The organism is Arthrobacter sp. MOO21, from assembly GCF_057369995.2.
Genome location: NZ_CM170671.2, coordinates 245,598 through 269,449, shown reverse-complemented (window position 1 = coordinate 269,449; position 23,852 = coordinate 245,598). Strand labels below are relative to the sequence as shown.

General features: G+C 68.4%; 16 protein-coding genes. 5 read left to right on the top strand and 11 right to left on the bottom strand.

The window, feature by feature from the left end:
• Positions 1–284: 284 nt before the first annotated feature.
• The gene (gene mfd, locus AC2JAJ_RS01160; protein ID WP_486414581.1) at positions 285–3,935 is read left to right on the top strand and encodes a transcription-repair coupling factor; all 3,651 of its coding nucleotides are present in this window, start codon (positions 285–287) and stop codon (positions 3,933–3,935) included.
• A 6-nt stretch (positions 3,936–3,941) separates the two neighbouring features.
• Entirely contained in the window at positions 3,942–4,754 is an 813-nt protein-coding gene (locus AC2JAJ_RS01155) for a metal-dependent hydrolase (RefSeq protein ID WP_501053304.1), read from the top strand.
• Positions 4,755–4,831: 77 nt separating this feature from the next.
• Here the strand turns inward: AC2JAJ_RS01155 and AC2JAJ_RS01150 are convergent, their stop codons facing one another.
• The 6 genes from AC2JAJ_RS01150 to nirB form a co-directional block, all read right to left on the bottom strand.
• Positions 4,832–5,095 (bottom strand): hypothetical protein, encoded by a 264-nt coding sequence (locus AC2JAJ_RS01150; protein ID WP_221383935.1) that lies wholly within the window; start codon positions 5,093–5,095, stop codon positions 4,832–4,834.
• A 52-nt stretch (positions 5,096–5,147) separates the two neighbouring features.
• A complete protein-coding gene (gene deoC / locus AC2JAJ_RS01145; RefSeq protein WP_486414582.1) occupies positions 5,148–5,870 on the bottom strand; it encodes a deoxyribose-phosphate aldolase in 723 nt (240 codons plus the stop codon).
• A 115-nt stretch (positions 5,871–5,985) separates the two neighbouring features.
• Positions 5,986–6,867 carry an FAD-dependent oxidoreductase gene (locus AC2JAJ_RS01140; RefSeq protein ID WP_486414583.1) on the bottom strand — a complete coding sequence of 294 codons (882 nt, stop codon included), beginning with the start codon at positions 6,865–6,867 and terminating at the stop codon, positions 5,986–5,988.
• 208 nt (positions 6,868–7,075) lie between these two features.
• The gene (locus AC2JAJ_RS01135; RefSeq protein WP_221383932.1) at positions 7,076–8,224 is read right to left on the bottom strand and encodes a uroporphyrinogen-III synthase; all 1,149 of its coding nucleotides are present in this window, start codon (positions 8,222–8,224) and stop codon (positions 7,076–7,078) included.
• A gap of 14 nt (positions 8,225–8,238) precedes the next feature.
• Complete coding sequence (gene cobA / locus AC2JAJ_RS01130; protein WP_486414584.1) at positions 8,239–9,273, bottom strand: uroporphyrinogen-III C-methyltransferase; 1,035 nt, start codon at positions 9,271–9,273, stop codon at positions 8,239–8,241.
• Positions 9,274–9,275: 2 nt separating this feature from the next.
• Positions 9,276–11,918, bottom strand: coding sequence for a nitrite reductase large subunit NirB (gene nirB / locus AC2JAJ_RS01125; protein WP_221383930.1), 2,643 nt, complete (start codon positions 11,916–11,918; stop codon positions 9,276–9,278).
• A gap of 279 nt (positions 11,919–12,197) precedes the next feature.
• On the opposite strand from nirB, the gene nirD reads away from it, so the two are divergent.
• Positions 12,198–12,578, top strand: coding sequence for a nitrite reductase small subunit NirD (gene nirD / locus AC2JAJ_RS01120; protein ID WP_221383929.1), 381 nt, complete (start codon positions 12,198–12,200; stop codon positions 12,576–12,578).
• A gap of 86 nt (positions 12,579–12,664) precedes the next feature.
• Here nirD and AC2JAJ_RS01115 read toward each other — a convergent pair whose 3' ends face one another.
• The gene (locus AC2JAJ_RS01115) at positions 12,665–14,425 is read right to left on the bottom strand and encodes a phospho-sugar mutase (protein WP_501053303.1); all 1,761 of its coding nucleotides are present in this window, start codon (positions 14,423–14,425) and stop codon (positions 12,665–12,667) included.
• Positions 14,426–14,484: 59 nt separating this feature from the next.
• Positions 14,485–15,303 (bottom strand): purine-nucleoside phosphorylase, encoded by an 819-nt coding sequence (locus tag AC2JAJ_RS01110; RefSeq protein ID WP_486414585.1) that lies wholly within the window; start codon positions 15,301–15,303, stop codon positions 14,485–14,487.
• A gap of 105 nt (positions 15,304–15,408) precedes the next feature.
• Between AC2JAJ_RS01110 and AC2JAJ_RS01105 the strand changes: the two genes are divergently transcribed.
• Positions 15,409–16,824 (top strand): NAD(P)H-quinone dehydrogenase, encoded by a 1,416-nt coding sequence (locus AC2JAJ_RS01105; RefSeq protein ID WP_221383926.1) that lies wholly within the window; start codon positions 15,409–15,411, stop codon positions 16,822–16,824.
• Positions 16,825–16,891: 67 nt separating this feature from the next.
• On the opposite strand, the gene AC2JAJ_RS01100 is transcribed toward AC2JAJ_RS01105, so the two are convergent.
• From AC2JAJ_RS01100 to AC2JAJ_RS01090, 3 genes are read right to left on the bottom strand one after another with little or no spacing between them, the layout of a single operon-like run.
• On the bottom strand, positions 16,892–18,454 hold the full coding sequence (locus tag AC2JAJ_RS01100; RefSeq protein ID WP_486414586.1) for an FAD-dependent oxidoreductase: 1,563 nt from the start codon (positions 18,452–18,454) through the stop codon (positions 16,892–16,894).
• A complete protein-coding gene (locus tag AC2JAJ_RS01095; RefSeq protein ID WP_501053302.1) occupies positions 18,451–20,667 on the bottom strand; it encodes a molybdopterin-dependent oxidoreductase in 2,217 nt (738 codons plus the stop codon). The genes AC2JAJ_RS01100 and AC2JAJ_RS01095 overlap by 4 nt, the downstream gene beginning before the upstream one ends.
• Before the next feature lies 1 nt (position 20,668).
• Positions 20,669–22,144 carry an MFS transporter gene (locus AC2JAJ_RS01090; protein WP_486414587.1) on the bottom strand — a complete coding sequence of 492 codons (1,476 nt, stop codon included), beginning with the start codon at positions 22,142–22,144 and terminating at the stop codon, positions 20,669–20,671.
• 278 nt (positions 22,145–22,422) lie between these two features.
• On the opposite strand from AC2JAJ_RS01090, the gene AC2JAJ_RS01085 reads away from it, so the two are divergent.
• Positions 22,423–23,832: an MFS transporter gene (locus AC2JAJ_RS01085; RefSeq protein WP_486414588.1), complete on the top strand. Its 1,410-nt coding sequence runs from the start codon at positions 22,423–22,425 to the stop codon at positions 23,830–23,832.
• Positions 23,833–23,852 lie beyond the last annotated feature (20 nt).

Here is a 23,852-nt window from a genome sequence, read left to right as displayed (position 1 = left end):
CGTCCTTTGGGGTTCGGAGCGGCAGCCCGTCCGGACGGCCGCGGCGCCCGAATAGTGCCCGGTCCTGCCAGCCTACTGACCGGGCGCACCTCGCGCTGAATACATGTCCCGGTGAATATACGTCCCGCTGAATACACCTCGCGCTGAATACACATGGCGCCGCTGCCGGCCCGCGACGGGATGTCATTGCTGCGCGGTAGGCTGGGTGTACCCGGGATTCGCAGCGAATTTCGGGTTTTCGCGTTGCCTGCTCTTCTTCGATGAACACCACAGGAGCTTCTGCCATGAGTCTTCCAGGCCAGCCCGCCGCCACTCCATCGCTGGACGGACTGCGCCGCGCGCTGGCGCAGGACCAGACCTTCGCCCGCGTCCGCGCCGAGTCAGCCCGTGGCTTCGCCGTCCGCGGCCAGGACTACCAGATCAGCGCGCCCGCAGGGCTGCGTCCGGTGCTGCTGGCGGAGATGGCTGACGGGCTCGCGTCCGCTGCCGAGGGCAGGGACCCGGGGGTGGTACTGGCCGTGACCGCCACGGGACGGGAAGCCGAAGACCTGTCAGCCGCCCTTCGCGCCTACCTGCCGGCTGACTCGGTGGCAGAGTTCCCCAGCTGGGAAACCCTGCCGCACGAGCGGCTCTCACCGCGCTCGGACACCGTCGGCCGGAGGTTGTCCGTCCTGCGCCGTTTGGCACACCCGGAAAGCTCGACGGCGGCCCGGCTGCGCGTCGTCGTCGCGCCCGTCCGCGCCGTGGTCCAGCCGGTGGTGGCGGGCCTGGGCGATTTGGTTCCTGTCACGTTGAAGGTGGGCCAGGACGTCCCCTTCACCGAGGTGGTGAAAAGCCTTGCCGACGCCGCCTACGCCCGCGTGGACATGGTGACGCACCGCGGCGAGTTCGCCGTCCGCGGCGGCATCATCGACGTCTTCCCGCCCACCGAGGACCATCCCATCCGCGTCGAGTTCTTCGGGGACGAGGTGGACCAGATGCGCTGGTTCGCCGTCGCGGACCAGCGTTCGCTGTCCGCGCCCGGCATCCACCACCCCACGGAACTGCATGCCCCGCCCTGCCGGGAAATCCTCATCACGCCGTCCGTGATGTCCCGCGCCGCGAAACTGAAGGCCCAGCTCCCGGCCGCGGCGGACATGCTTGAAAAAATCGCCGGCGGCATCGCCGTGGAGGGCATGGAATCGCTGGCGCCGGTGCTGGTGGATGCCATGGTTCCGTTCGTGGACCAGCTGCCCGCCGACTCCATCGCCGTCGTGATCGAACCCGAAAAAGTCCGCACCCGCGCGCATGACCTCGCCGCCACCAACGAGGAATTCCTCGAGGCCGCCTGGTCCACCGCGTCCGATGGCGGCGCGGCACCTTTGGACCTGAGTGCGCAGGCCACGGAGGCGCTGCATTCCGCCAGCTTCCGTTCACTGGCTGAAACCCGAAGTTCGTCCCTGGCGCACGGTGTGTCCTGGTGGTCCATCACCTCGCTGGCCCAGGACGCGGAACTGCTCCCCGAGATTGACGTCCTGAACCTGCATGCCCGCGAACCTCGCGGTTACCAGGGCGATGTCGCCGAAATGATGGACTTCATCGGCTCGCACGTGCGTGACCAGTGGCGGATTGTGGTGGCCACCGAAGGTCCCGGCCCAGCCCAGCGCCTGGCGGAGCTGTTCCATGAAAACGACATCCCGTGCGCCCGCGTGGACAGCCTGGACCACGAGCCGCAGGCGGGGATCATCGAGGTAACCACTGCCGCCGTCGGACGCGGTTTTGTCCTGGACGGGCTGAAACTGGGCCTCCTCACCGAGGCAGACCTGCTGGGCCGGACCTCTGCCGGGTCCACGAAGGACATGCGGAAGATGCCGTCCAAGCGGCGCAACGCCGTGGACCCGCTGCAGTTGGTGGCGGGCGACCATGTGGTCCACGAACAGCACGGCATCGGCCGGTTCGTGGAGCTCATCCAGCGCAAGGTGGCAGGCGGCGGGGACGGCGTCCGCGAATACCTGGTGCTTGAGTACGCCCCGGCCAAGCGGGGCGCCCCGGGCGACAGGCTGTTCGTCCCCACGGACCAGCTGGACCAGGTTACCCGGTACGTGGGCGGCGACACCCCCGTCCTGAGCAAGATGGGCGGCGCGGACTGGGCCAGCACCAAGTCCAAGGCGCGCAAGGCGGTCAAGGAGATCGCCGGTGAGCTGATCCGGCTGTACTCGGCCCGGATGGCCTCCCGCGGGCACGCGTTCGGGCCTGACACCCCGTGGCAGCGCGAACTCGAGGAAGCCTTCCCGTACGTGGAAACCCCGGACCAGCTGACCACCATCAACGAGGTCAAGGCGGACATGGAGCGGGAGATCCCCATGGACCGCCTGGTGTCCGGCGACGTTGGCTACGGCAAGACCGAAATCGCGGTGCGTGCCGCCTTCAAGGCCGTCCAGGACGGCAAGCAGGTGGCGGTGCTGGTGCCCACCACGCTGCTGGCCCAGCAGCACTACGAAACCTTCACCGAGCGGTTCTCCGGCTTCCCGCTGCGCGTCAAACCGCTGTCCCGCTTCCAGTCGGCCAAGGAGGCCAAGGAGACGGCGGAGGGCGTCAAGTCCGGCGCCGTGGACGTGGTGATCGGCACGCACCGGCTGTTGTCCAAGGACTTCGAGTTCAAGGACCTGGGCCTGGTGATCGTGGACGAGGAACAGCGGTTTGGCGTGGAGCACAAGGAAGCGCTGAAGAAGATGCGCACCAACGTGGACGTGCTGGCCATGAGCGCCACCCCGATTCCTCGAACACTGGAAATGTCCCTGACGGGGATCCGGGAAACTTCCACCCTGGCCACCCCGCCGGAGGAACGCCACCCGGTCCTGACCTACGTGGGCCCGTACACGGACAAGCAGACCACCGCGGCCATCCGCCGTGAGCTGATGCGCGAGGGCCAGGTGTTCCTGGTGCACAACCGGGTGTCCACCATCGAGCGGACCGCGGCGAAGATCCGGGAGCTAGTGCCCGAGGCCCGGGTTGAAGTGGCCCACGGCAAGATGTCCGAAAGCCGCCTGGAGCAGATCATCGTGGACTTCTGGGAGCGGCGCTTCGACGTCCTGGTGTGCACCACCATCATCGAGACCGGCCTGGACATTTCCAATGCCAACACGCTGATCGTGGACGGGGCGGACAAATACGGCCTGTCCCAGCTGCACCAGCTCCGGGGCCGCGTGGGCCGTGGACGCGAACGTGCCTATGCGTACTTCCTCTACCCGTCGGAGAAGCCGCTGGGCGAGGTGGCCCTGGAGCGGCTCAAGGCCGTCGCCGCACACAACGAACTGGGTGCCGGCATGCAGCTGGCCATGAAGGACCTGGAGATCCGCGGCGCGGGCAACCTGCTGGGCGGTGAGCAGTCCGGGCATATCCAGGGCGTCGGCTTCGACCTGTACATCCGGCTGGTTGGCGAGGCAGTGGCGGACTTCCGCGGCGAAGCCGAAGAAAAGGCCGCGGAGATGAAGATCGAGCTGCCGGTCAATGCGCACCTGCCGCACGACTACGTTCCCGGCGAGCGGCTGCGCCTGGAGGCCTACCGCAAGCTCGCTGCCGCCCTCACCAACGAGGCCATCGATGAGGTGCAGGCAGAACTCGTGGACCGCTACGGTGAACTTCCGCTGCCGGCCCAGAACCTGGTGGCCGTGGCGCGGTTCCGGGTCGGTGCCCGTGAAGCAGGCCTGTCCGACGTTGCGCTCCAGGGGAACTTCATCAAGTTCTCCCCGGCCACGTTGCCGGAGTCCAAGACCATGCGCCTGAACCGGATGTACCCGGGCTCGCAAGCCAAGCCTGCCTTGGACGCGGTGCTCATTCCCAAGCCCAAGACGGCCCGGATCGGGGGCCGGGACCTGCAGGACGCCGAGATCCTGGAGTGGGCCAACGGCGTGATCCGGAACATCTTTTCCGATGCCCCATTGGCGGTGAGCTAGCACTTGATGGGAGGACACCACGCCGCGTCGGGAGCCGCGGCGTGGGTAGCTGTTGCGTCCACTGGCCCCTACACCCTGGGCTGGTACCCGCTTGATCCCACCGGGATCCTGATCGGCGGCATGGCCACCGCCGGCACCGCCCTGGTCTGCGACTGGGACCACCGCTCCAGCACGGTGGCCCATGCACTGCCGCCGCTGTCCAATGCGATTGCGCGGGGCATTGAAAACGCCAGCGGCGGCCACCGGCAGGGCACGCACTCGATCCTGGGTGCGGCAGTCTTCGTGTTCCTGGCCGGCCTGGCATCCCAGGTCCACATGGACACCGGCTGGGGCCGGCTCTCCGTCGGCGCCGGCCTGTTGTGCATGTTCCTGATCAACATTGCCGCCAAGGCGCTGAAGCTCTTCCCCAAGAGCGGCTTCATCTCGAACTGGATCTTCGCCCTGGTCATGGCCGGCCTGGTGACGGTGTACGCGCCGGAGCAGTGGACATGGCTGCCCATGTCGATGCTGATCGGCGTGGTGGTACACATCGTCGGGGACCTCATCACCACCGGGGGAGTGCCGCTGCTCTGGCCGCTGGTGGTCAAACCGCCCAGGCTGCTGCGCCGGCTGCCGCTGCTGCGGAACGTGTGGCGGGCCAACGGTGCGCTGTCCGTTCCCCTCCTGGGCCGGGCCGGGTCCAAGCGGGAGTGGCTGGTGCTGATTCCGGTCAGCGCGTACGCAATGGTGGGCCTGTGCATGGCCGGGTGGTCCATGGCGCAGAACCACTGGCCGCGGCTGGCGGCGGCCGCCGGCGCCTGGCTGCGGCTGTGGTTCTAGCGGCAGGCATTCATGGCGGACAGCAAAAGACCCGGACACTGCAAAGTGTCCGGGTCTTTCAGTCTGTTGCTGCGGGCTTAGTGCTCGCCTGCGGAGTCCGAGCGGCCCAGGAGGGTCTGAGGGATCCAGAAAGCCAGGGCAAACAGTCCGAGGCACACAGCCATCGGCCAGGGGTTGCCCAAAGAGAGGAAGGACAGCGAGTAGATGGAACCCAGGAAGATGGCCATGTGGATGACGAAGAGGACAATGCTGCCGGAGAGCTTGTTCTCGTTCTGCGGGGTCCGGACGTAGCCCTGGTTCGACGTAGTGTCCTGGCTGGACGCATTAACCTGGCTGGACATGTGTTCCTCCTCGGCCCCGCGGGGCTCAATCTGTGGCGGCTTCCCGTTCCGGTCAGTACGCGGCTGAACCCTGTTCACCCTTGACGATGGCAATTCCGGAACTCGCGCCAATTCGTGTTGCACCTGCAGCAATCATAGCCTGAGCGTCAGCCAGGGAACGCACCCCGCCGGACGCCTTGACGCCCACCTCCGGGCCGACCGTCCTGCGCATCAGGGCCACATCCTCCACGGTGGCGCCGCCGCCGTTGAACCCGGTGGACGTCTTCACGAAGTCAGCGCCCGCCTCCACGGCAGCCTCGCAGGCCAGCACCTTTTGTGCGTCCGTCAGCAGTGCTGTTTCGATAATCACCTTCAGGATCGCGCCGCCGCCATGGACGGCCTCAGCGACGGCGGCGATGTCCTCCACCAGGGCGCCCTTGTCATCGGCCCTGGCCGCGGCGATATTGATGACCATGTCCACTTCCTCGGCGCCGTCCAGCACGGCACCGCGGGCCTCGAAGGCCTTGACGTCGGTGGGGGTGGCGCCCAGCGGGAAGCCCACCACTGAGCACGTGAGGACCCCCGAGCCCTTGAGCGCGGTGGTGACGGTCTTAACCCAGATGGGATTGACGCAGACGGATTTGAAACCGTACTCCGCCGCCTCGGCGCAGACCTTCAGCACATCGGCTTCGGATGCCTCCGGCTTGAGCAGGGTGTGGTCGATGTAACCGGCGATGTTTCCCGGGCCGGCGGCGCCGGTCCCCGCAGTGGCGGAAGGGGTGGCTTCGTTGCTCATGATGGTCCTCTCGAAGGGCCTCGTGGGCCCGGCGGGTGTCCTTGACTCGTTTCGGGAACCATCTTGTCACAGCAGGCCCGCCCCCCAGCGGTGCACGGCTCAGGCTTCCTACGGGTCAGGCGGCCGCCTGCAGGGGCCGTGCGCCGGAGGGCGCAGCGGCGGGCGACGCCGAAGCAGCGGTCAACAACTCCGTTGCGCAGGCTCCCGCCGCGGACGCTGCCGCCACGAGCAGGCCCAGGCGGACGCCGTCGAACGCTGCGGCGTCCCCTATCGCCCAGTTGCCGGCCACGGACGTGCGGAAGTCCTTGCTGATGACGATGCCGCCGCTGCCGGCAGTCGCGAGGCCGGCTGTGGCCGCCAGGCTGTCCAGGGCCACCCGTTCCTCGGCCAGGACCACCAGGTCCCCGCTCATGCTGCTTCCGTCCTCGAAGACCACCGCGGACGCCGCCAGCCCCGGGACCGATTTTCCGGGCACGACGGCGGCGGGCCGGGCGGTGGTGCGGATGGGCCGGACGCCCTTGGCGCGGAGCACCGCTTCGGCCTGCCCGGCTGCTGCCCCGTTGCCCACCAGGATGCCCAGCGGGCGGCGGCCCAGTTCCCTTGCGACTTCCTGGACGGCCTCCGCGATGCGGGGTGCGTCGTCGATCGTGGAGTAGTTCAGGCACTGCGAGGCGCCCTCGACGGGGCTGGCTACCGGGACGGATCCGGTAGCGATGACCAGCTGGTCATAGGCGAACTCCATGCCGTCCGCGGTGGCTACGGTACGCCCCACGGAGTCGATGTGGCTGGCAGGCTGGCCGAAGCGAACGGACACCCGGGGCAGCATGGCAAGCTCCAGCAGCTCCTCCGGCGCGTCGTCGCGGTTGCTCAGGACCGTGATGGTCCCGGCAAACCGTGCCCGGGACAGTTGCGCCACCAGCGCCTGCGCGGCGGGGCCGGCCCCGGCGATAACGATGCGGGTGGCGGCGGAGGTGGAGGAGGGTGCCGGAGCGGACATGTGCTGGCCCTTTCGCTGGCGGCCGGAGGACCGGCCGGAACTTCGTGATGGAACCCAGCGTAGGTGCCTGCTTTTTCAGTTGTGTTACCCCTCCATTGCCGTTTAGCACGGCCGTGTTCGCCACTATTTACCGGCCGGTAACAGAACCCGTGATCCACCTCTCATCCGGCCGGCGGCCGACACATTCAGACCGCCGGACGCGGTACAGCTAGACGCGGATCCGGTAACCGCGCTTGACCACGGTCTCCACCAGCCGCCCGTCCGGCAGCGAGGACCGGAGCCGGCTCACCGTCATGTCCAGGGCGTGGACGGAACCGCGCAGTTCCAGCAGGTCGGACAGGGATTCGCGGGACAGGACCGCCCCGCCGGCGCCGAGCAGGGCACGCAGGAGCAGCAGGGGAGCGGGCGCCAGTTCCACGGGCTGGCCGTCGATGCGGAGGCTGCGGCCGCGCAGTTCGATGTTGCCGGACCTGGTGTCCAGCCGCCGGACATGGTTCAGGGCCAGGTGCTCGCAGACCAGCCTGATCAGTGCGCCCATCCGGAACCGTTCCGGAATCAGGGGCGTGACACCGGCATCGAGCAGGGGCTGCGCGGTCACCGGTCCCACCACGGCGGTGGTGACATTGGTCTTCAGGCTGTCGATCAGCTGCTTGTACAGGCCCATCTCGTGCGCGGTGCTCCACAGGGCATCGACGGCGGGCGCGCTGGTAAAGGTGAGGACGTCCAGGTTTCCGCTGCACACTGCCTCGATGAGGCGGGGGAGCTTATCCTCGCCGTCGGGCTTCACCCAGCGGTAGGGCGTGACGGTCAGGACGGTGGCGCCGGACATGCGCAGGCGCTCCAGCTGCCGGACATCCGTATAGCCGTGCAGCTGCACGGCCACTGTCTTGCCCCGCACACCCTCGGCGAGCAGCATGTCCACCAGCGTTGCCGTGGTCTCGTCACTGCTGATTCCGACGTCGGCCAGGCCCGCCGCGCGCACGGCGCCCCGGGCCTTGGGGCCGCGGACAAACATCCGGCAGGCACCCAGCGTTTCGAGGAGTTCATCGCCGATGCCGAAGGAGTCTGCGGCCTCGCACCAGCGGCGCATGCCGTAGGCGGTGGTGGCGATGCAGAGGTCCGGCCTGGCAGCGATGATGGCCCGGGTGTCCTCGATGAGGCGCATGTCTTCCTGGACGGGGGCGATCTTCAGGGCAGGGGCGTGCAGCACCTCCGCGCCTCGGCGTTCAAGCGCATCAATGAGGTCCTGGGACCGCCGGTCCGAAGTGACGCCGATGCGGAATCCCTCCAAAGGCGCATCCGCTGCGTCTGGCGATTCTTCGACCTGGGCGGATTCGGCCGGTGCGAGTGCATTCATGGAGGTCAATCCTTTCACGAGCCCAGCAGCGAGGCCGCCAGCCTGTCCAGGTCGGCGGCCGCCTCAGCATGCCCGCGGTTGGCTTCAGCCACGCGAACCACCTCACCGATGACCAGCACGGCCGGGTTGCTGCAGCCGGCGGCCGCGGAGGTGATGGTGCCAAGGTCGGCGACGGTGGTGCGCTGCCCGGGCCGGTAGCCGCGTTCCACGACGGCCATGGGCATGTCCGCACGCATTCCAGCGCGGCGCAGGCCCGCAGCCAGCTGGTGCAGGGTGCCGATGCCCATCAGCACCACAATGGTTCCGCCCAGGCCTGCCAGGTGCTGGTGCTCCTTCTCGGTCAGCGGTGCGTGCCCCGAGACCACGGTGAACATATGGCTGACTTCACGGTGCGTGACCGGGATTCCGGCAGCTGCGGGGACGGAAATGGCGCTGGTGACGCCGGAGATCACGCGGACCGGAACACCGGCAGCGACGCAGGAGGCAACTTCCTCGCCGCCGCGGCCAAAGACGTACGGATCGCCCCCTTTGAGCCTGACCACGTTGTTGCCGGCGAGGGCACTTTCCACCATCAGCTTTTCGATGTCGCCCTGGCTGACCTTGTGGTGCCCCGGCTTCTTGCCCACGTCCACCAGTTCGGCGGACGTCAGGGACGGCAGGTCCTGGCACGGTGCCAGCCGGTCATAGAAGACGACGTCGGCGTCGCGCAGCGCCTTGACTGCACCGACGGTGAGCAGCTCGGTGGTGCCGGGGCCCCCGCCTACCAGGGTGACGTGGCCTGCGGGTCCGGCTGCCGGTTCGGCCGCCACGGGGATGCCCGCTGCGCGGCACCTGTCCAGCAGGGGCTCCCACCCCGGCTGGCCGTCGTCGACCGCTGCCACCAGGAAGGGCTTCTCGGGCAGGGGACCGTCGTGGCCCGCGCCCTGGGGGGTGCTAAGGCGGTAGACGACGGCGCCCGCGGCTTCGTAGCGGCGCACGGCCTGCCGCGCGGCGAAGTCCGTGCCGGTGACCAGGACGTCCCGGCCGGTGAGATCGATACTGAGCTGCATGGCTATGCCTCGTTCCCGTTGGGTTCCTGCGAGCCGGAGCGGACCGGGATGGAGGCACCGATCAGCACTTTGCCCTTTTCCTCCGCGGTGGCGGGCCGCATCTGGCCGCGCTCGTCGGGGACGAAGGTGATGGAATCGTCCTTCTGGTCGGGTGCGTTGACGAAGGAACGGAACCGGCGGAGGCGCTCGGGGTCCTTCAGGGTGTCGGCCCATTCATCCACGTAGGTGTCCACGTGCTTGGCCATGGCGGCCTCAAGGTCCGCGGCGATACCCAGGGTGTCCTTGACCACCACGTCCTCGACGTGCTTGATGCCGCCGTCGAGCTCTTCCTGCCACCGTGCCGTGCGCTGCAGCCGGTCAGCGGTGCGGATGTAGTACATGAAGTAGCGGTCGATGTACTTGATCAGGGTTTCGTCGTCGAGGTCCTTGGCCAGAAGCTGGGCGTGCGCCGGGGTGGCACCGCCGTTTCCGCCGACGTACAGGTTCCAGCCGTCAGCGGTGGCGATGACGCCGACATCCTTGCCGCGGGCCTCGGCGCATTCGCGGGCGCAGCCGGAGACGCCCATCTTGAGCTTGTGCGGGCTTCGCAGGCCGCGGTAGCGCAGCTCCAGCTGGATGGCCATGGCCACCGAGTCCTGGACACCGAAGCGGCACCAGGTGGACCCGACGCAGGACTTCACGGTGCGCAGGCTCTTGCCGTAGGCCTGGCCGGACTCGAAGCCGGCGTCCACCAGCTCCTTCCAGATCTCGGGCAGCTGCTCCAGCCGGGCGCCGAACATGTCGATCCGCTGGCCGCCGGTGATCTTGGTGTACAGGCCGTACTTTTCGGCGACGGCGGCGATGACGCCGAGCTTCTTCGGCGTGATCTCACCACCGGCGATGCGGGGGACCACCGAGTAGGTGCCGTCCTTCTGCATGTTGGCCAGGGCGCGGTCGTTGGTGTCCTGCAGGGTGCCGCGGCCGGCGTCCAGGACGTAGGCGCTGTTCTGGCTGGCCAGGATGTTGGCAATGGTGGGTTTGCAGATGTCGCAGCCTGCGCCGGTGCCGTACTTGGCCATGATCTCCTCGAAGGAGGTCAGCTCCAGGACACGGATGGCGTCGAACAGCTCCTGGCGGGACAGCTCGATGTGCTCGCACAGGGCCTTGGAAACCTCGACGCCGGACTTGGTCAGCTCGGTTTCCAGCAGCTTCTTCAGCATGGGCACGCAGGAGCCGCACTGGGTGCCGGCGCGGGTGCAGCCCTTCAGTTCACCGAGTTCCTGGACGGGGGCGTTGCCCTCGCAGGCGCCGCAGCCGTTGATGGCGTCACGGATGCTGCCGGCGGTGACGTTGTTGCAGGAGCACAGGGTGGCATCGTCAGGGAGCTCGGTTTCGGGCGCTTCGCCGCCGCCTGCCGCGCTGAGGAACGCGCCGGGCTCGGCGGGAAGTTCGCGGCCCAGGAGCGGACGCAGGCTCATGTACGGGGAAGCGTCGCCTACGAAGATGCCGCCCAGGAGGGTCTTGGCGTCGTCGGTGGTGACGATCTTCTGGTAGACGCCCCTGGCGGGGTCGGCGTAGACGATCTCCAGGGCGTGCTCGGTCCTGGCGAACGCGTCACCGAAGCTGGCCACGTCCACGCCGGAGAGCTTCAGCTTCGTGGCGGTGTCAAAGCCGGGGAACGTGGCGTCGCCGCCGTGCAGGCGGTCGGCAACAATTTCCGCCATGGTGTTGGCGGGGGCGACCAGGCCCAGGCACATGCCGCCGAAGTTGGCCACCTCGCCGATGGCCCAGATGCCCGGCACCTCGGTGGCGCAGTAGTCGTTGATGACCACGCCGCCGCGGGGGCCCAGGCTGAAAACCTGTTCTTCGCCCTCGGCGGCGCGGAAGAGTTCGTCGCGGGGCTTGACGCCGATGGCCACGATCACGATGTCGGCGGGGATGATGCGTTCGTCGGCCATCAGCACGCCGGTGACCTGGCCGTCGTCGTCCGTCAGAATCTCCGACGGGAAGACACCGCCGTGCACCTCGAAGCCCTTCGCTTCGATCAGGCGGCCCAGCGCCTGGCCGGCACCCTCATCCAGCTGGGTGTTCATGAGCCAGGGCGCGCCGTTGATGACCACGGGGGTGGCACCGAGCTGCTCGGTGCCCGCCGCCGACTCCAGGCCCAGGAGGCCGCCGCCGATGGTGACGGCGTTGATCTTGCGGCCAAGCTTTTCGGTGAGCCCGGCAATGGCCTTGTTGATGGCCCAGACGTCCTCAAGGGTCCGGTACACGTGGGCGTGCTCAGCGCCGGGGAGCGGCAGGCGCATGGCGTCCGAGCCGGTGGCGACCACCAGTTCGTCATACTCATAGGCGTTCCCGGCCGCGGTTTCCACCGTCTTTGCCTCTGCGTTGATCTTGACCACGCGTTCACCGGTCTTCAGTGCAAGTGAGCCGTGCTCCCACATGGAGGCCGTTCCCAGGGTGAGGTCCACGCCGGTGTCGGTCAGGGCTTTGGAGAGCGCCACGCGGTCATAGGGGAGGTGGGCTTCCTCGGTGAGGACCGTGACATGCCAGCCCTCGAGGCCGCGGGCATGCATGGCGTCCGCAAAACGGTGGGCCGCTGGGCCGCCGCCGGCGACGACGATGCGGCGCGGAGTCTCTGTGCTTGAAGTCTGTTCGGTCACTGTGGGCCTTTCGCAGGGCCGCAGACGGTGCTCTGCAGCTTGTGCATCCAGCCTAGGGAGGGGCAGTTTCGCCTCAGTTTCCCAATTGTTTCGCCAACTTAACTTCTGCATCACGAACGCATTTCCGGCCGGGTTAGGTCTCTTTTACCCGCCGGACACATTCACCGCACCCGGTTGAAACACCCGGGGCCTAGCGTGGGACACGGCCGCAAAGGCAGCCACTGCCGGGACAACAAGCGGCAACAAGCACAGGAAAACAGGCACAGGAAGGAGCCGGATATGACGGCAACACTGGAACTTGGGGCGCTCGCCGCCGAATCAGACCTCGCCGGACTCGAAACCGGCTGGCACCGTGTTTGCGCCGTGGAGGACCTCGAGCCCGCGTGGGGTGAGGCCGCCCTGGTGGACGGGCGCCAGGTTGCCCTCTTCCGTACAGGTCCGGGCGAGGTTTTCGCCGTCGCACACCGGGACCCTGCCACCGGAGCGCACGTGATGGCCCGCGGAATCCTGGGTTCGAAGGGTACCCGTCCCACCATCGCCTCACCCCTGCATAAAGAGGTCTACGACCTTGAAACCGGCGAATGCTTCACCACCCCCGGCCTTCGCCTTGAGGCATTCCGCACCCGCATCGCCGACGGTTTCGTCGAGGTGGAGCTGTAGCTTTTCCCGGACATCAAAAAGGGGCGCCAGGGGCGCCCCTTTTTCTGGTTTAAGGCCGGGTCAGAGTTTTCTGGCTTAAGGCCGGGTCAGAGCCCCAGCGCTTCGCTGACATCGCGCAGGACCTGGTCCAGCGCAGCACGTGCTGCTTGGCGTGCGGCGGGCAGCTCCGCGGCTGACGCGGCGTGCTCAATGACCTCCAGGTAGCACTTGAGTTTGGGCTCCGTGCCGCTGGGCCGGATGATGACCCGAGTCAGGTTGCGGGTGATGTAGAGGAGCCCGTCGGTGGGCGGCAGCTGGTCGCTGCCTTGGGCGAGGTCGGTGAAGACCTCCACTGCGGAGGAGCCGAACGATTCCGGCGGGGAGACCCGCAGGCGGTTCATCATGGCGTCCAGAAGCCCCAGGTCCGCCACCCTGATGCTCAGCTGGTCGCTGGCGTGCACGCCGTGCTGCAGGTACAGCTCATCCAGGGTGTCGAAGACCGTCCTGCCTTCCGCCTTCGCCGCAGCGGCGAGTTCGGCGATCAGCACGGCTGCCGAGATGCCGTCCTTGTCCTTTACCAGGTCCGGGGCGACGCAGTACCCGAGTGCTTCTTCGTAGCCGTAGACCAGTCCCGGCACCCGGGAGATCCACTTGAAACCGGTCAGCGTCTCCGCGTGCGCGAAGCCGGAAGCGGCGGCAATCCGCGCCAGCAGCCGGGAGGACACGATCGAATTGGCGAACACCCCCTTGCTGTCCGCGTCGGGGTCAGCGCTCCCGGCGCCCCCGCCGGCGGCAAGCCTGGCGGCGATGTGCGCGCCCAGCAGTGAGCCCACTTCATCGCCGCGGAGCATGCGCCAGGCACCGGTGTCCGGGTCCTTCGCGGCGACGGCAGCCCTGTCCGCGTCGGGGTCGTTGGCGATAACGATGTCGGCGTCCAGCCGCGCGGCAGTCTCCAGGGCAAGGTCCAGAGCGCCGGGTTCCTCCGGGTTCGGGAAGCTCACGGTGGGGAAGTCGGGGTCCGGTTCGGCCTGGTCGGCCACGACGGTGACATCCGCGAAACCTGCCGCCTGCAAGACCTCAAGCGCTGTTCCGCCGCCCACGCCGTGGAGCGGGGTGAGGACAATGCGCAGGTCGCGTGCCGGGAAGAGGTCCGCCCTGGCCAGTGCCGCCGTCGCCTGCCGGTAGCCGGCTGCCAGCGAGCCGTCCAGGACCGTCCATCCCTCCGTTGCCAGCGGGATGGATTCCACTGGACCCACCGCGCTGATCCGCGCGGCGATCTGCGCGTCGTAGGGCGCCACGATCTGCGCCCCGTCCCCATCGGAGCCCACGGCGTGCCGGCCCAGGTAGACCTTGTATCCGTTGTCCTGCGGGGGGTTGTGGCTGGCGGTGACCATCACGCCGCCGTCGCACTTCAGGGCGCGGACGGCGTAGGCCAGGACGGGGGTGGGGAGTGCTTCCGGAAGCAGGAACGCCTCGATCCCCGCCGCGGTGAAGATGGCGGCGGTCTCGGCGGCGAAGATGTCCGAATTATGCCGGGCGTCATAGCCGACGACGGCTCGCGGCCGGGTGCCGGGAGCGGCAGTGGCGACGGCGTCGAGCAGGAATGCGGCGAGGCCCGCCGCGGCGCGGCGCACCACCATCCGGTTCATCCGGTTCGGCCCGGGGCCCAGCGCTGCGCGGAGCCCGGCGGTACCGAACTGCAAGGTGCCGCGGAAGCTGTCTTCCAGTTCCTGCCGGGCAGCGAGGTCACCGTCACCGGCGAGCCGGACGAGCTCCAGCAGTGCAGCTGCCGTTGCGGGATCCGGGTCCTGGGCAGCCCATTCGCGGGCTTCATCGAGCAGGCGAACATCGGCTTCGGAAGACGTCATGGGCATAACGCTATCGTCATTACCCGTCCCGCACCCGCAACCCCGGATCCGGCCGGGGCCTAGAGCTTGGCGATGATGTCAGCGAGCAGCCGGGAAATCCGGGGGCCCGCGGCCTGGCCCGACTCGAGGACTTCCTGGTGGCTGAGCGGCTGGGGGCTGATGCCGGCCGCGAGATTGGTAACCAACGACATTCCGAATACTTCCATCCCCGCATGCCGCCCGGCGATGGCCTCAAGGGCAGTGGACATGCCGATCAGGTCCGCACCGATCCGTTTGGCGTACTGCACCTCCGCCGGGGTTTCGTAGTGGGGGCCGGGGAACTGTGCGTACACGCCTTCATCCAGCGTGGGATCCACTTCGCGGGCCAGGCCGCGGATCCTGGGGGAGTAAAGGTCTGTCAGGTCAACGAAGGTGGCACCCTCCAGCGGAGAGGCCGCGGTGAGGTTGATGTGGTCCCGGATCAGCACCGGGGTGCCAGGTGCCCACGCCTCGTTGAGTCCGCCGCAGCCATTGGTGAGGACCAGCGTGCCGCACCCGGCGGCCGCCGCGGCACGGATGCCGTGGACCACTGCGCGAACGCCCTTGCCCTCGTAGTAGTGCGTCCGGGCACCCAGGACCAGGGCCCGCTTTCCTGCGGTGGTCAGGACGGAGCGGATGGTGCCGACGTGGCCCTCCACGGCGGGCGCGTGGAAGCCGGGGACTTCCTCGGCGGACAAGGTCGCGGTGGTATCGCCAATGAGGTCGGCGGCCTCGCCCCAGCCGGAGCCGAGCACCAGTGCGACATCGTGGCGGTCCACCCCGGTTTCCTCGGCGATGTAGTCGGCGGCGGCGCGGGCGGCCGCGAACGGGTCCGTGTTCAGGAAGTCAGTTGTACTCACCAGTAAAAGGTATCCTGCCCGCCCGTGTTGCCCCCGTCACGGCGGGCTCCCGGGCCGCCCGGTTTTCTTGGTGGTCCGGCCGCGGATGGACCAGAATGGGTGATTGTGACTACGCATCCAGATTTCAGCTCACCCCGGATCGCAATCCTTGGAGGTGGTCCGGGCGGATACGAAGCCGCCATGGTGGCCGCCTCGCTCGGGGCGACGGTCACCATCATCGAACGCGCCGGCCTGGGCGGATCCGCAGTGCTGACCGACGTTGTGCCGTCCAAGACGCTCATTGCCACGGCGGACCTGATGACCCGCGTTGCCGAGGCCGGGGAACTGGGAGTGAAGTTCGACGTCGACGATGGCGACTTTGTGCCGGTGATGCGCGCCGACCTCAAACACATCAACGACCGCCTGCTCAACCTGGCCCGCAGCCAGTCCCAGGACATCCGCGATGCCCTGGACAAACAGGGCGTGCGGATCATCGCCGGATCCGGCCGGCTGCTGGACAACCACACCATCGAAGTGATCACCGTGGACGGCACCGAGACGGTCGAAGCGGACACGATCCTGCTGGCCGTTGGCGCGCACCCCCGGGAGCTGGAAACGGCCCGGCCGGACGGTGAACGCATCCTGAACTGGACGCAGATCTACAACCTGGACGAGCTCCCCGAGGACCTCATCGTGGTGGGGTCCGGCGTGACCGGCGCCGAATTCGCCTCCGCCTACAACGGCCTCGGTTCCAAGGTCACCCTGATTTCCAGCCGCGACCGGGTCCTGCCGGGTTCGGACGTGGATGCCGCCGTCGTCCTTGAGGAAGTCTTCGAACGCCGCGGCGTCCGTGTCCTGTCCCGTTCCCGCGCCCAGACAGTGGAGCGCACGGACAACGGCGTGCTGGTGACCCTGGGCGACGGCACCACGGTGACCGGCAGCCACTGCCTGCTCTGCCTCGGTTCCATCCCCAACACCGCTGGCATCGGCCTGGAAGAGGCCGGGGTTGCGGTCAGCGAAAGCGGCCATATCAAGGTCGACGGCGTCTCCCGCACCACCGCGCCGAACATCTACGCCGCCGGCGACTGCACGGGTGTCCTGCCGCTGGCGTCGGTGGCCGCCATGCAGGGCCGCATCGCCGTGGCGCACTTCATGGGCGACGTCGTGACGCCGCTCAAGCTCCACCAGGTGGCATCGAACATCTTCACCTCGCCCGAGATCGCGAACGTGGGCGTGTCGGAAGCCGAGATCGATGCCGGCAAGTACCAGGGCGACGTCATCAAGCTGTCGCTGCGCAGCAACGCCCGTGCCAAGATGCGCAATGCCAAGGACGGGTTCGTGAAGATCTTTGCGCGGAAGGGCTCCGGTACGGTGATCGGCGGTGTGGTGGTGGGCCCCAACGCCTCCGAGCTGATCTTCCCGATCGCCATCGCGGTGAAACAGAAGCTGCACGTGGACGACGTCGCCAGCACCTTCACCGTCTACCCGTCGCTGACCGGGTCGATCTCCGAGGCTGCGCGCCGGCTGCACGTGCACATGTAGCGGTTCCCTGCACGCGGTCCGGGAAGACCGGCAGCCCAGGCCACGGGCGGCATGCCGCCAGGCCCGGTCAGGCCGCAGCTACCGCCTGGAAGTGCCGTTCGATCAGGCCCTTGATGTCCTCGTGGCAACCGCCGCACCCTGTTCCTGCCCGGGTGGCCTTGGACACCTCCACCACGGTGGAGCAGCCTTCCTCCACCGCGCCCCGGATGGTGGCCCCGCTGACTCCGGCGCACCGGCACACTGTTCCCGCGGGATCGGGGGCAGCAGCGCCTGCCAGCTGGTCCGGTCCGTCGAGGCGCAGCAGCAGCGACCGGTCCGCCGGCAGTTCGGCGCCGCGTTCGAAGAGCCCTACCAGCTCGGCGGCCGTGCGTGGCATGCCCACTGCCACCAGGCCTTCCAGGACGCCGCCGCGGGTGGTCATCTTGACGTACCGGCCGTGCTCCGGATCGGCCCACTGGGCCACCTGCAGGCGCGGGCGCCCGCTGGCGGCCCCGGCCGTGAGCACTTCCTCGTCCCAGGGATCGGCGGAGTTGTCGCCGGCCACGGCCATGTTCATGCCGCGCGCCTTCAGCACTACCACCGCTGCCTGCTCGGGCGGCAGGGCGGGCAGGAGTTCGGCCTCATCGGCCAGGCCGGATGCCAGGAGCGTGAGGTATTCGGCAAGCCATTCGGCCTGCCGCCATCCGGGGCCCACCAGTCCCGAGGGACCCTTCGCGTTCCGGCAGGTGGGGCAGCCGGGGTCGGGGCAACGCACCTCGGCGCAGTCGCCAATGGCGAAGATGTGCGGCTCATGGTGGGCACGCAGGCGGTGGTCCACCAGGATCCCCGCGTTCGTGGACAGCCCGCAGCCCTCGGCCAGCTCGGTCCGGGGACGGACGCCGCACGAGATGACCAGGAGGTCGCCATCAATCGCGGACCCGTCGTCGAGCAGCAAGGCCGAGAAACCGCCGTCGGGCGCGTTGTGCTCCACCCCCGTGGAGCGGGCGTTGCCGGCCATCCGCACGCCGCAGCGGCGCAGCCCCGCAGCAAGGACGGCCCCGCCGCCGCGGTCGATGTTCCGGCCCAGCGGGTGCGGCCCGTTGTGGACCACCGTGACCGTGGCGCCTTCCTCGGCCGCCGCAAGTGCGGTTTCGAGGCCCAGGACACCGCCGCCGAGCACCACCACGCGCTTGCCGCCGGCCACGGCGCGGTGGAGGACGTCGGCGTCGCGGAGGTCGCGAAGAGCCGTGACGCCGGCGGGCAGCACGGGGGAGGAGGGGTCGGGGTTGATGCCGGTGAGGTTGGGGATGACCGGGCGCGACCCCGTGGCGAAGACCAGCCGGTCGTAGTGCACGGGCCCGCCCTCACTGAGCAGGACCTGCTGACGGGCCCGGTCCACGCGCCGCACGCGGACGCCGAGCCGGACATCCACGCCGTCGGCAGCCAGTGCCGTGGCATCGGCGAGTGCCAGTGCGTCCGCCGTGGTGCGGCCCACGCCGAGGTCGGCGACGAGGACCCTGTTGTACGCCGCCTCCGGCTCTTCGCCCAGCACGGTGAGCCGGACGGTCCCGCCGCGTACTGCGGGCAGGAGCTCGTCCACCAGCCTGGCGGCCACCGGGCCGAATCCCACGATGACAATCTGCTCGGTCATGAGGCCTCCGTCGTTTGAAGCATGCGGGCGGAAACGGGTGGGGCCACGGGCCGGACCCACACGGTGTTGAACTTGAACTCGGGCATCCCGGAGACCGGGTCCGTGGCGGCTTCCGTGAGGCGGTTGGCGCTTTCAAGTTCCGGGAAATGGAAGGGCAGGAACACCGTTTCGGGGCGGATGGCACTGCTCAGTTCCGCCCGGCACGCCACCTCGCCGCGGGCGTTGGACACGGAGACCAGCGCCCCGGCGGTGATGCCCATCGCCTCCGCAGCCGAGGGGTGGATCTGGACCGTCGCCTCGGGCCGGGTGGCCAGGAGTTCGGCGACGCGCCGGGTCTGGGCCCCGGACTGGTAATGCTCCAGGAGCCGGCCGGTGATGAGGGTCATGGCCTGGGCGGCGGTGGCTGTGCCGTCCACTGCGGTGGGCGCGGCAGGAGTACGACGGCGGCGCGGCGCCACCGGGACCAGGACCGCCTTGCCGTCGGGGTGCGCGAAGCCGTCCCGGAACAGCCGCGGAGTTCCGGTGCTGCCGGCAGGGAAAGGCCAGTAGGCGGCGTCGCCGCGGTCCAGCATGGCGTAGTCGATGCCGGAGTAGTCGGCCAGGCCCCCGGCGGAGGCGAGCCGGAGTTCTTCGAAGACTGTTTCCGGGTCTTCGCTGTAGGTGGAGGGGGCGTCCAGCCGCTCCGCCAGCCGGGCCATGATCCACAGTTCGCTGCGGGCACCGGCCGGCGGGGTAATGGCGCGCCTGCGCCGCAGCACCCGTCCCTCCAGGTTGGTCAGCGTGCCTTCCTCCTCGGCCCATTGCAGTACCGGCAGGATGAGGTCCGCCTCGGCCGCCGTCTCGGACATGAAGAAGTCGCAGACCACTAGGAAGTCCAGGCTGCGCAGGCCCCTGATGACCTCATTGGCGTCGGGGGCGGCCACCGCAATATTGGAGGCGTGGACGAAGAGGCACCGGACGCCGTCGGGCTTTCCGAGTGACTGCAGCAGCTGTACGGCGGGCAGTCCCGGGCCGGGGATCAGTTCCTCGGCGACGCCCCATACTGCGGCCACATGGGCACGGGCGGCCGGATCGGTGATCTTGCGGTAGCCGGGCAGCTGGTCCGCCTTCTGGCCGTGTTCCCGGCCGCCCTGGCCGTTGCCCTGGCCGGTGAGGGTGCCGTACCCGCTGCGGGCGGAACCGGGCAGGCCCAGCAGGAGGCTGAGGTTGATGGCGGCAGTGGCGGTATCGGTGCCGTCCACGTGCTGCTCCACCCCGCGGCCGGTGAGGATGTAGCTGCCGCCTTCCCGGGCGCCGGTGGCGAGCCGGCGTGCGGTTTCCCGGATCAGGTCCGCCGGGACGCCGGTGAGGGACTGGACCCGTTCGGGCCAGAACGCGTTGACGCTGCGGGCCACGGCGCTGTAGCCCGAGGTGCGTTCTGTGATGAAGGCGGTGTCCGCCAGGTGTTCGTGGATGACCACGTGCGAGAGGCCCAGGAGCAGCGTCAGGTCGGTGCCGGGGAGCGGCTGCAGGTGGATCCCGCCGCCGTCGGCCGTGAACGCAGCCGTGGCGGAGCGGCGGGGATCCACCACGATGAGGCCGCCGGCGTCGCGGGCACCCTGCAGGTGCTGCACGAAGGGAGGCATGGTTTCGGCCACGTTGGAGCCAAGCATCAGGATGGTGCTGGCGGAGTCCAGGGCTTCCAGGGGGAACGGCAGGCCGCGGTCCACGCCGAAGGCGCGCATACCGGCTGCGGCGGCGGAGGACATGCAGAACCGGCCGTTGTAGTCGATGCGTGAGGTGCCCAGGGCCAGCCGGGCGAATTTGCCCAGCTGGTAGGCCTTCTCGTTGGTCAGGCCGCCACCGCCGAAAACACCAACGGCGTCTGCGCCGTGCCGGGCGCGCGCGTCGCGGACCGCCGCGGCGGCAAGGTCCAGGGCGGTGTCCCAGCTGATGGGGCGGTGTACGCCGTCCGGGCCCTTCAGCAGGGGCTCGGTGATCCTGCCGGCATGGTTCAGGAGGGTGGCGGAGGTCCAGCCTTTGCGGCAGAGCCCGCCGCGGTTGGTGGGGAAGTCGCGCGGGCTGACCTCGAGCGGTGCCCGGAGGGGTGCCGGCAGAACGGGCGCGGGGCCCGGCCCCGGCTGGGAAGCCGGGGCCGGGTCCGCTGGGGACGTCAGCGTCATGGCGCACTGCAGGGCGCAGTAAGGGCAGTGCGTGTCGGCGCTTGTGGTCATGTTAGACGTGTCCCATCGCGTTTCGGTTGGCCTTGCGGAGGTAGCAGGCCCAGCAGACTACGAGCATCACGGCGTAGGCGCCGACGAAGCCGTAGAACGCCGGGGTGTAGGAGCCGCTGGCGGTGTTGGAGGCGTTGAGCACCTGGGGGATGACGAAGCCCCCGTAGGCGCCGATGGCGGAGATCAGTCCGAGGGCCGAGGACGCCAGCCGCTGGGTGGCCTGTGAGCTGGCGCCGGAGCGGGCGGCGCGGCTGGACGTGGCGAAGATGACCGGGATCATCCGGTAGGTGGCCCCGTTGCCGAAGCCGCTGGCGGTGAACAGCATCAGGAAGAGCACCAGGAAGAGCCAGAAGTTCTTCAGCGGCAGGGTCCAGATCATGGTCAGCGTGATGACGGCCATGGAGGCGAATGCCGCCACGGTCATCCGGGCGCCCCCCATCCGGTCCGCCATGCGTCCGCCGTAGGGGCGGGCCAGCGAGCCGACCAGCGGGCCGAGGAACGCCAGGGACAGTGCCACGGTTCCGACCCCGATGGAGGAGAACGCCGGGAAGTAGTCCTTGATCAGCTTGGGGAAGACCCCGGCGAAGCCGATGAAGGAACCGAAGGTGCCGATGTACAGCAGGGCCATGACCCACAGGTGCGGTTCCTTCAGGGCTGCAACAGAACCTGCCACATCACCCCTGGCGCTGGTGAGGTTGTTCATGTACTTGGAGGCACCGAAGGCGGCCAGCAGGATGAAGGGCACCCACATCCATCCGGCCATGGGGAGGTTCACGGTGCCGGCGGCCAGCAGGGTGATGACGATGGGCACGGCAAGCTGGGCGACGGCGGCACCGAGATTGCCGCCTGCGGCGTTCAGTCCCAGCGCCCAGCCCTTTTCCCGGGCCGGGTAGAAGAAGGTGATGTTGGCCATGGAGCTGGCGAAGTTACCGCCGCCGAAGCCCGCCAGGGCTGCCACGAGGAGCATCACGCCGAACGGGGTTTCCGGGTTGGAGACGCACAGGGCCAGCCCAATGGAGGGGATCAGGAGCAGCAGGGCGGACACGATGGTCCAGTTCCGCCCGCCGAAGCGGGGGACCATGAAGGTGTAGGGGATGCGCAGGGTGGCACCCACCAGGCTGGGCATCGAGATGAGCCAGAAGATTTCCGAGGTGGAGAAGGTGAAGCCTGCAGCGGGAAGCTGGACCACCACGATGGACCAGAGCTGCCAGACGACGAAGCCGAGGAATTCGGCGAAGATGGACCAGTTCAGGTTGCGGCGGGCGATGGACCGGCCGGCGGTTTCCCATTGTTCCTTGTTCTCGGCATCCCAGTTGGCGATCCAGCGGCCGGGGCGGAATTCAAGGACGGGGGTGTCTGTGGTGCGGGTAGAGCCGGGCTGTGCGCTGGCTGATGTGGCAACGGCTGCGGGCCCTGCGGCGTCATCCAGGTCAAGGGAATTGCCGGGGGCGGCATCAACGGTGCGGTCGACAGTCACGGGTTACCTCCTTCGGGGGATGTTGTTCCTCCACGGTAGGTACGGCGCGTTTCACGGACGGTCGATGTTTGTTTCCATGCTGTGACTTTTGCCTATCCGGTGTTCCGGACCCACGTGAGGCCGTGTGATGGGCCACTGGGTGAGACGCACAACACAAGTCCGCATGCTGGACCTTTCGTCCATTGACTGGACGTAGGCAAGTAAGATTGGACTCTAACTACTTACGCCGGGAGGCAATCCTGCCTGGGCCCCGGCCGGTCTCACGAAAGCGTTTACCTATGTCTTCCACCGATACCACCGCGCTGCCAGGTGCACAGCAGCCGGTGAACTCCCGCGGTCGCGTCATCGTGGCCAGCCTGATCGGCACCACCGTGGAGTTCTACGACTTCTACGTCTACGCCACGGCCGCCGTGCTCGTCTTCCCGAAGCTCTTCTTCCCCAGCGCGAACGAAACCACCCAGCTGCTGAGCTCCTTCGCCGTCTTCGGCGTGGCCTTCATTGCCCGCCCCCTCGGCTCGATCGTCTTCGGGCACTTCGGCGACAAGTTTGGCCGCAAGGGCACACTGGTGGCTTCACTGTTGACCATGGGTATCGCCACCTTCCTCATCGGCTGCCTCCCCACTGCGCTGGTTCCGGGCTGGGAGTTCTGGGCTCCGGCCCTGCTGGTGGTCATGCGCTTCGCCCAGGGCCTGGCGCTCGGCGGCGAATGGAGCGGGGCCGCGCTGCTGGCCACCGAGAACGCCCCCGCCAACAAGCGCGCCATCTACGGGACGTTCCCGCAGCTGGGCGCCCCGATCGGCTTCATCATCGCCAACGTGATCTTCCTGGTTGCGAGCTACACGCTGGCCCCGGAGGCCTTCCAGGCCTGGGGCTGGCGCGTGCCGTTCCTGCTCAGCGCCGTCATGGTGATCCTGGGCCTCTACGTCCGGCTCAAGCTGATCGAAACCCCCGCCTTCACCAAGGTGGTGGAATCCAACGAGGTGGCGAAGCTGCCCCTGGGCCGCGTCTTCAAAACCAGCTGGCGCCAGCTGATCCTGGGCACCTTCATCATGCTGGCCACCTATGTGCTGTTCTACCTGATGACCACGTTCACGCTCACGTACGGCACGAAGCCCACCCTGGAGGGTGCCAGGGCCGCGGCCGAAAAGGCGGGCAAGCCCATGTCCGAAGCAGCTGCCGCCGCGTTCGTTCCGGGCCTTGGCTACAGCCGCAACGACTTCCTCTGGATGCTGATTGCCGGCGTCGTCTTCTTTGGCATCTTCACCCTGGTCTCCGGACCCCTCGCTGAAAAGTACGGCCGGCGCAAAATGCTCCTCACCGTCACGGCAGGCATCCTCGTCTTCGGCCTGCTGTTCGTCCCGCTGTTCAACGGCGGCTTCGTGGGCACCATGGGCCTGCTGGTCATCGGGTTCTCCCTCATGGGCCTGACGTTCGGACCTATGGGAGCACTGCTGCCGGAACTGTTCCCCACCAACGTGCGGTACACCGGCTCGGCCATCAGCTACAACTTCTCCAGCATCCTGGGCGCCGCGGTGGCCCCGTTCATCGCCGTTGCCCTCTGGGAAGCGGCCAAGGGGAGTCCGGTCCTGGTGGGCATCTACCTGACCTCCATGGCGGTGCTGACCCTGATCGCGCTGTTCCTGACCCGCGAAACCCGCGACGTGGATTACGAGAACAACGTGGCCTGACGCCCCGCGTGCATTCCAGC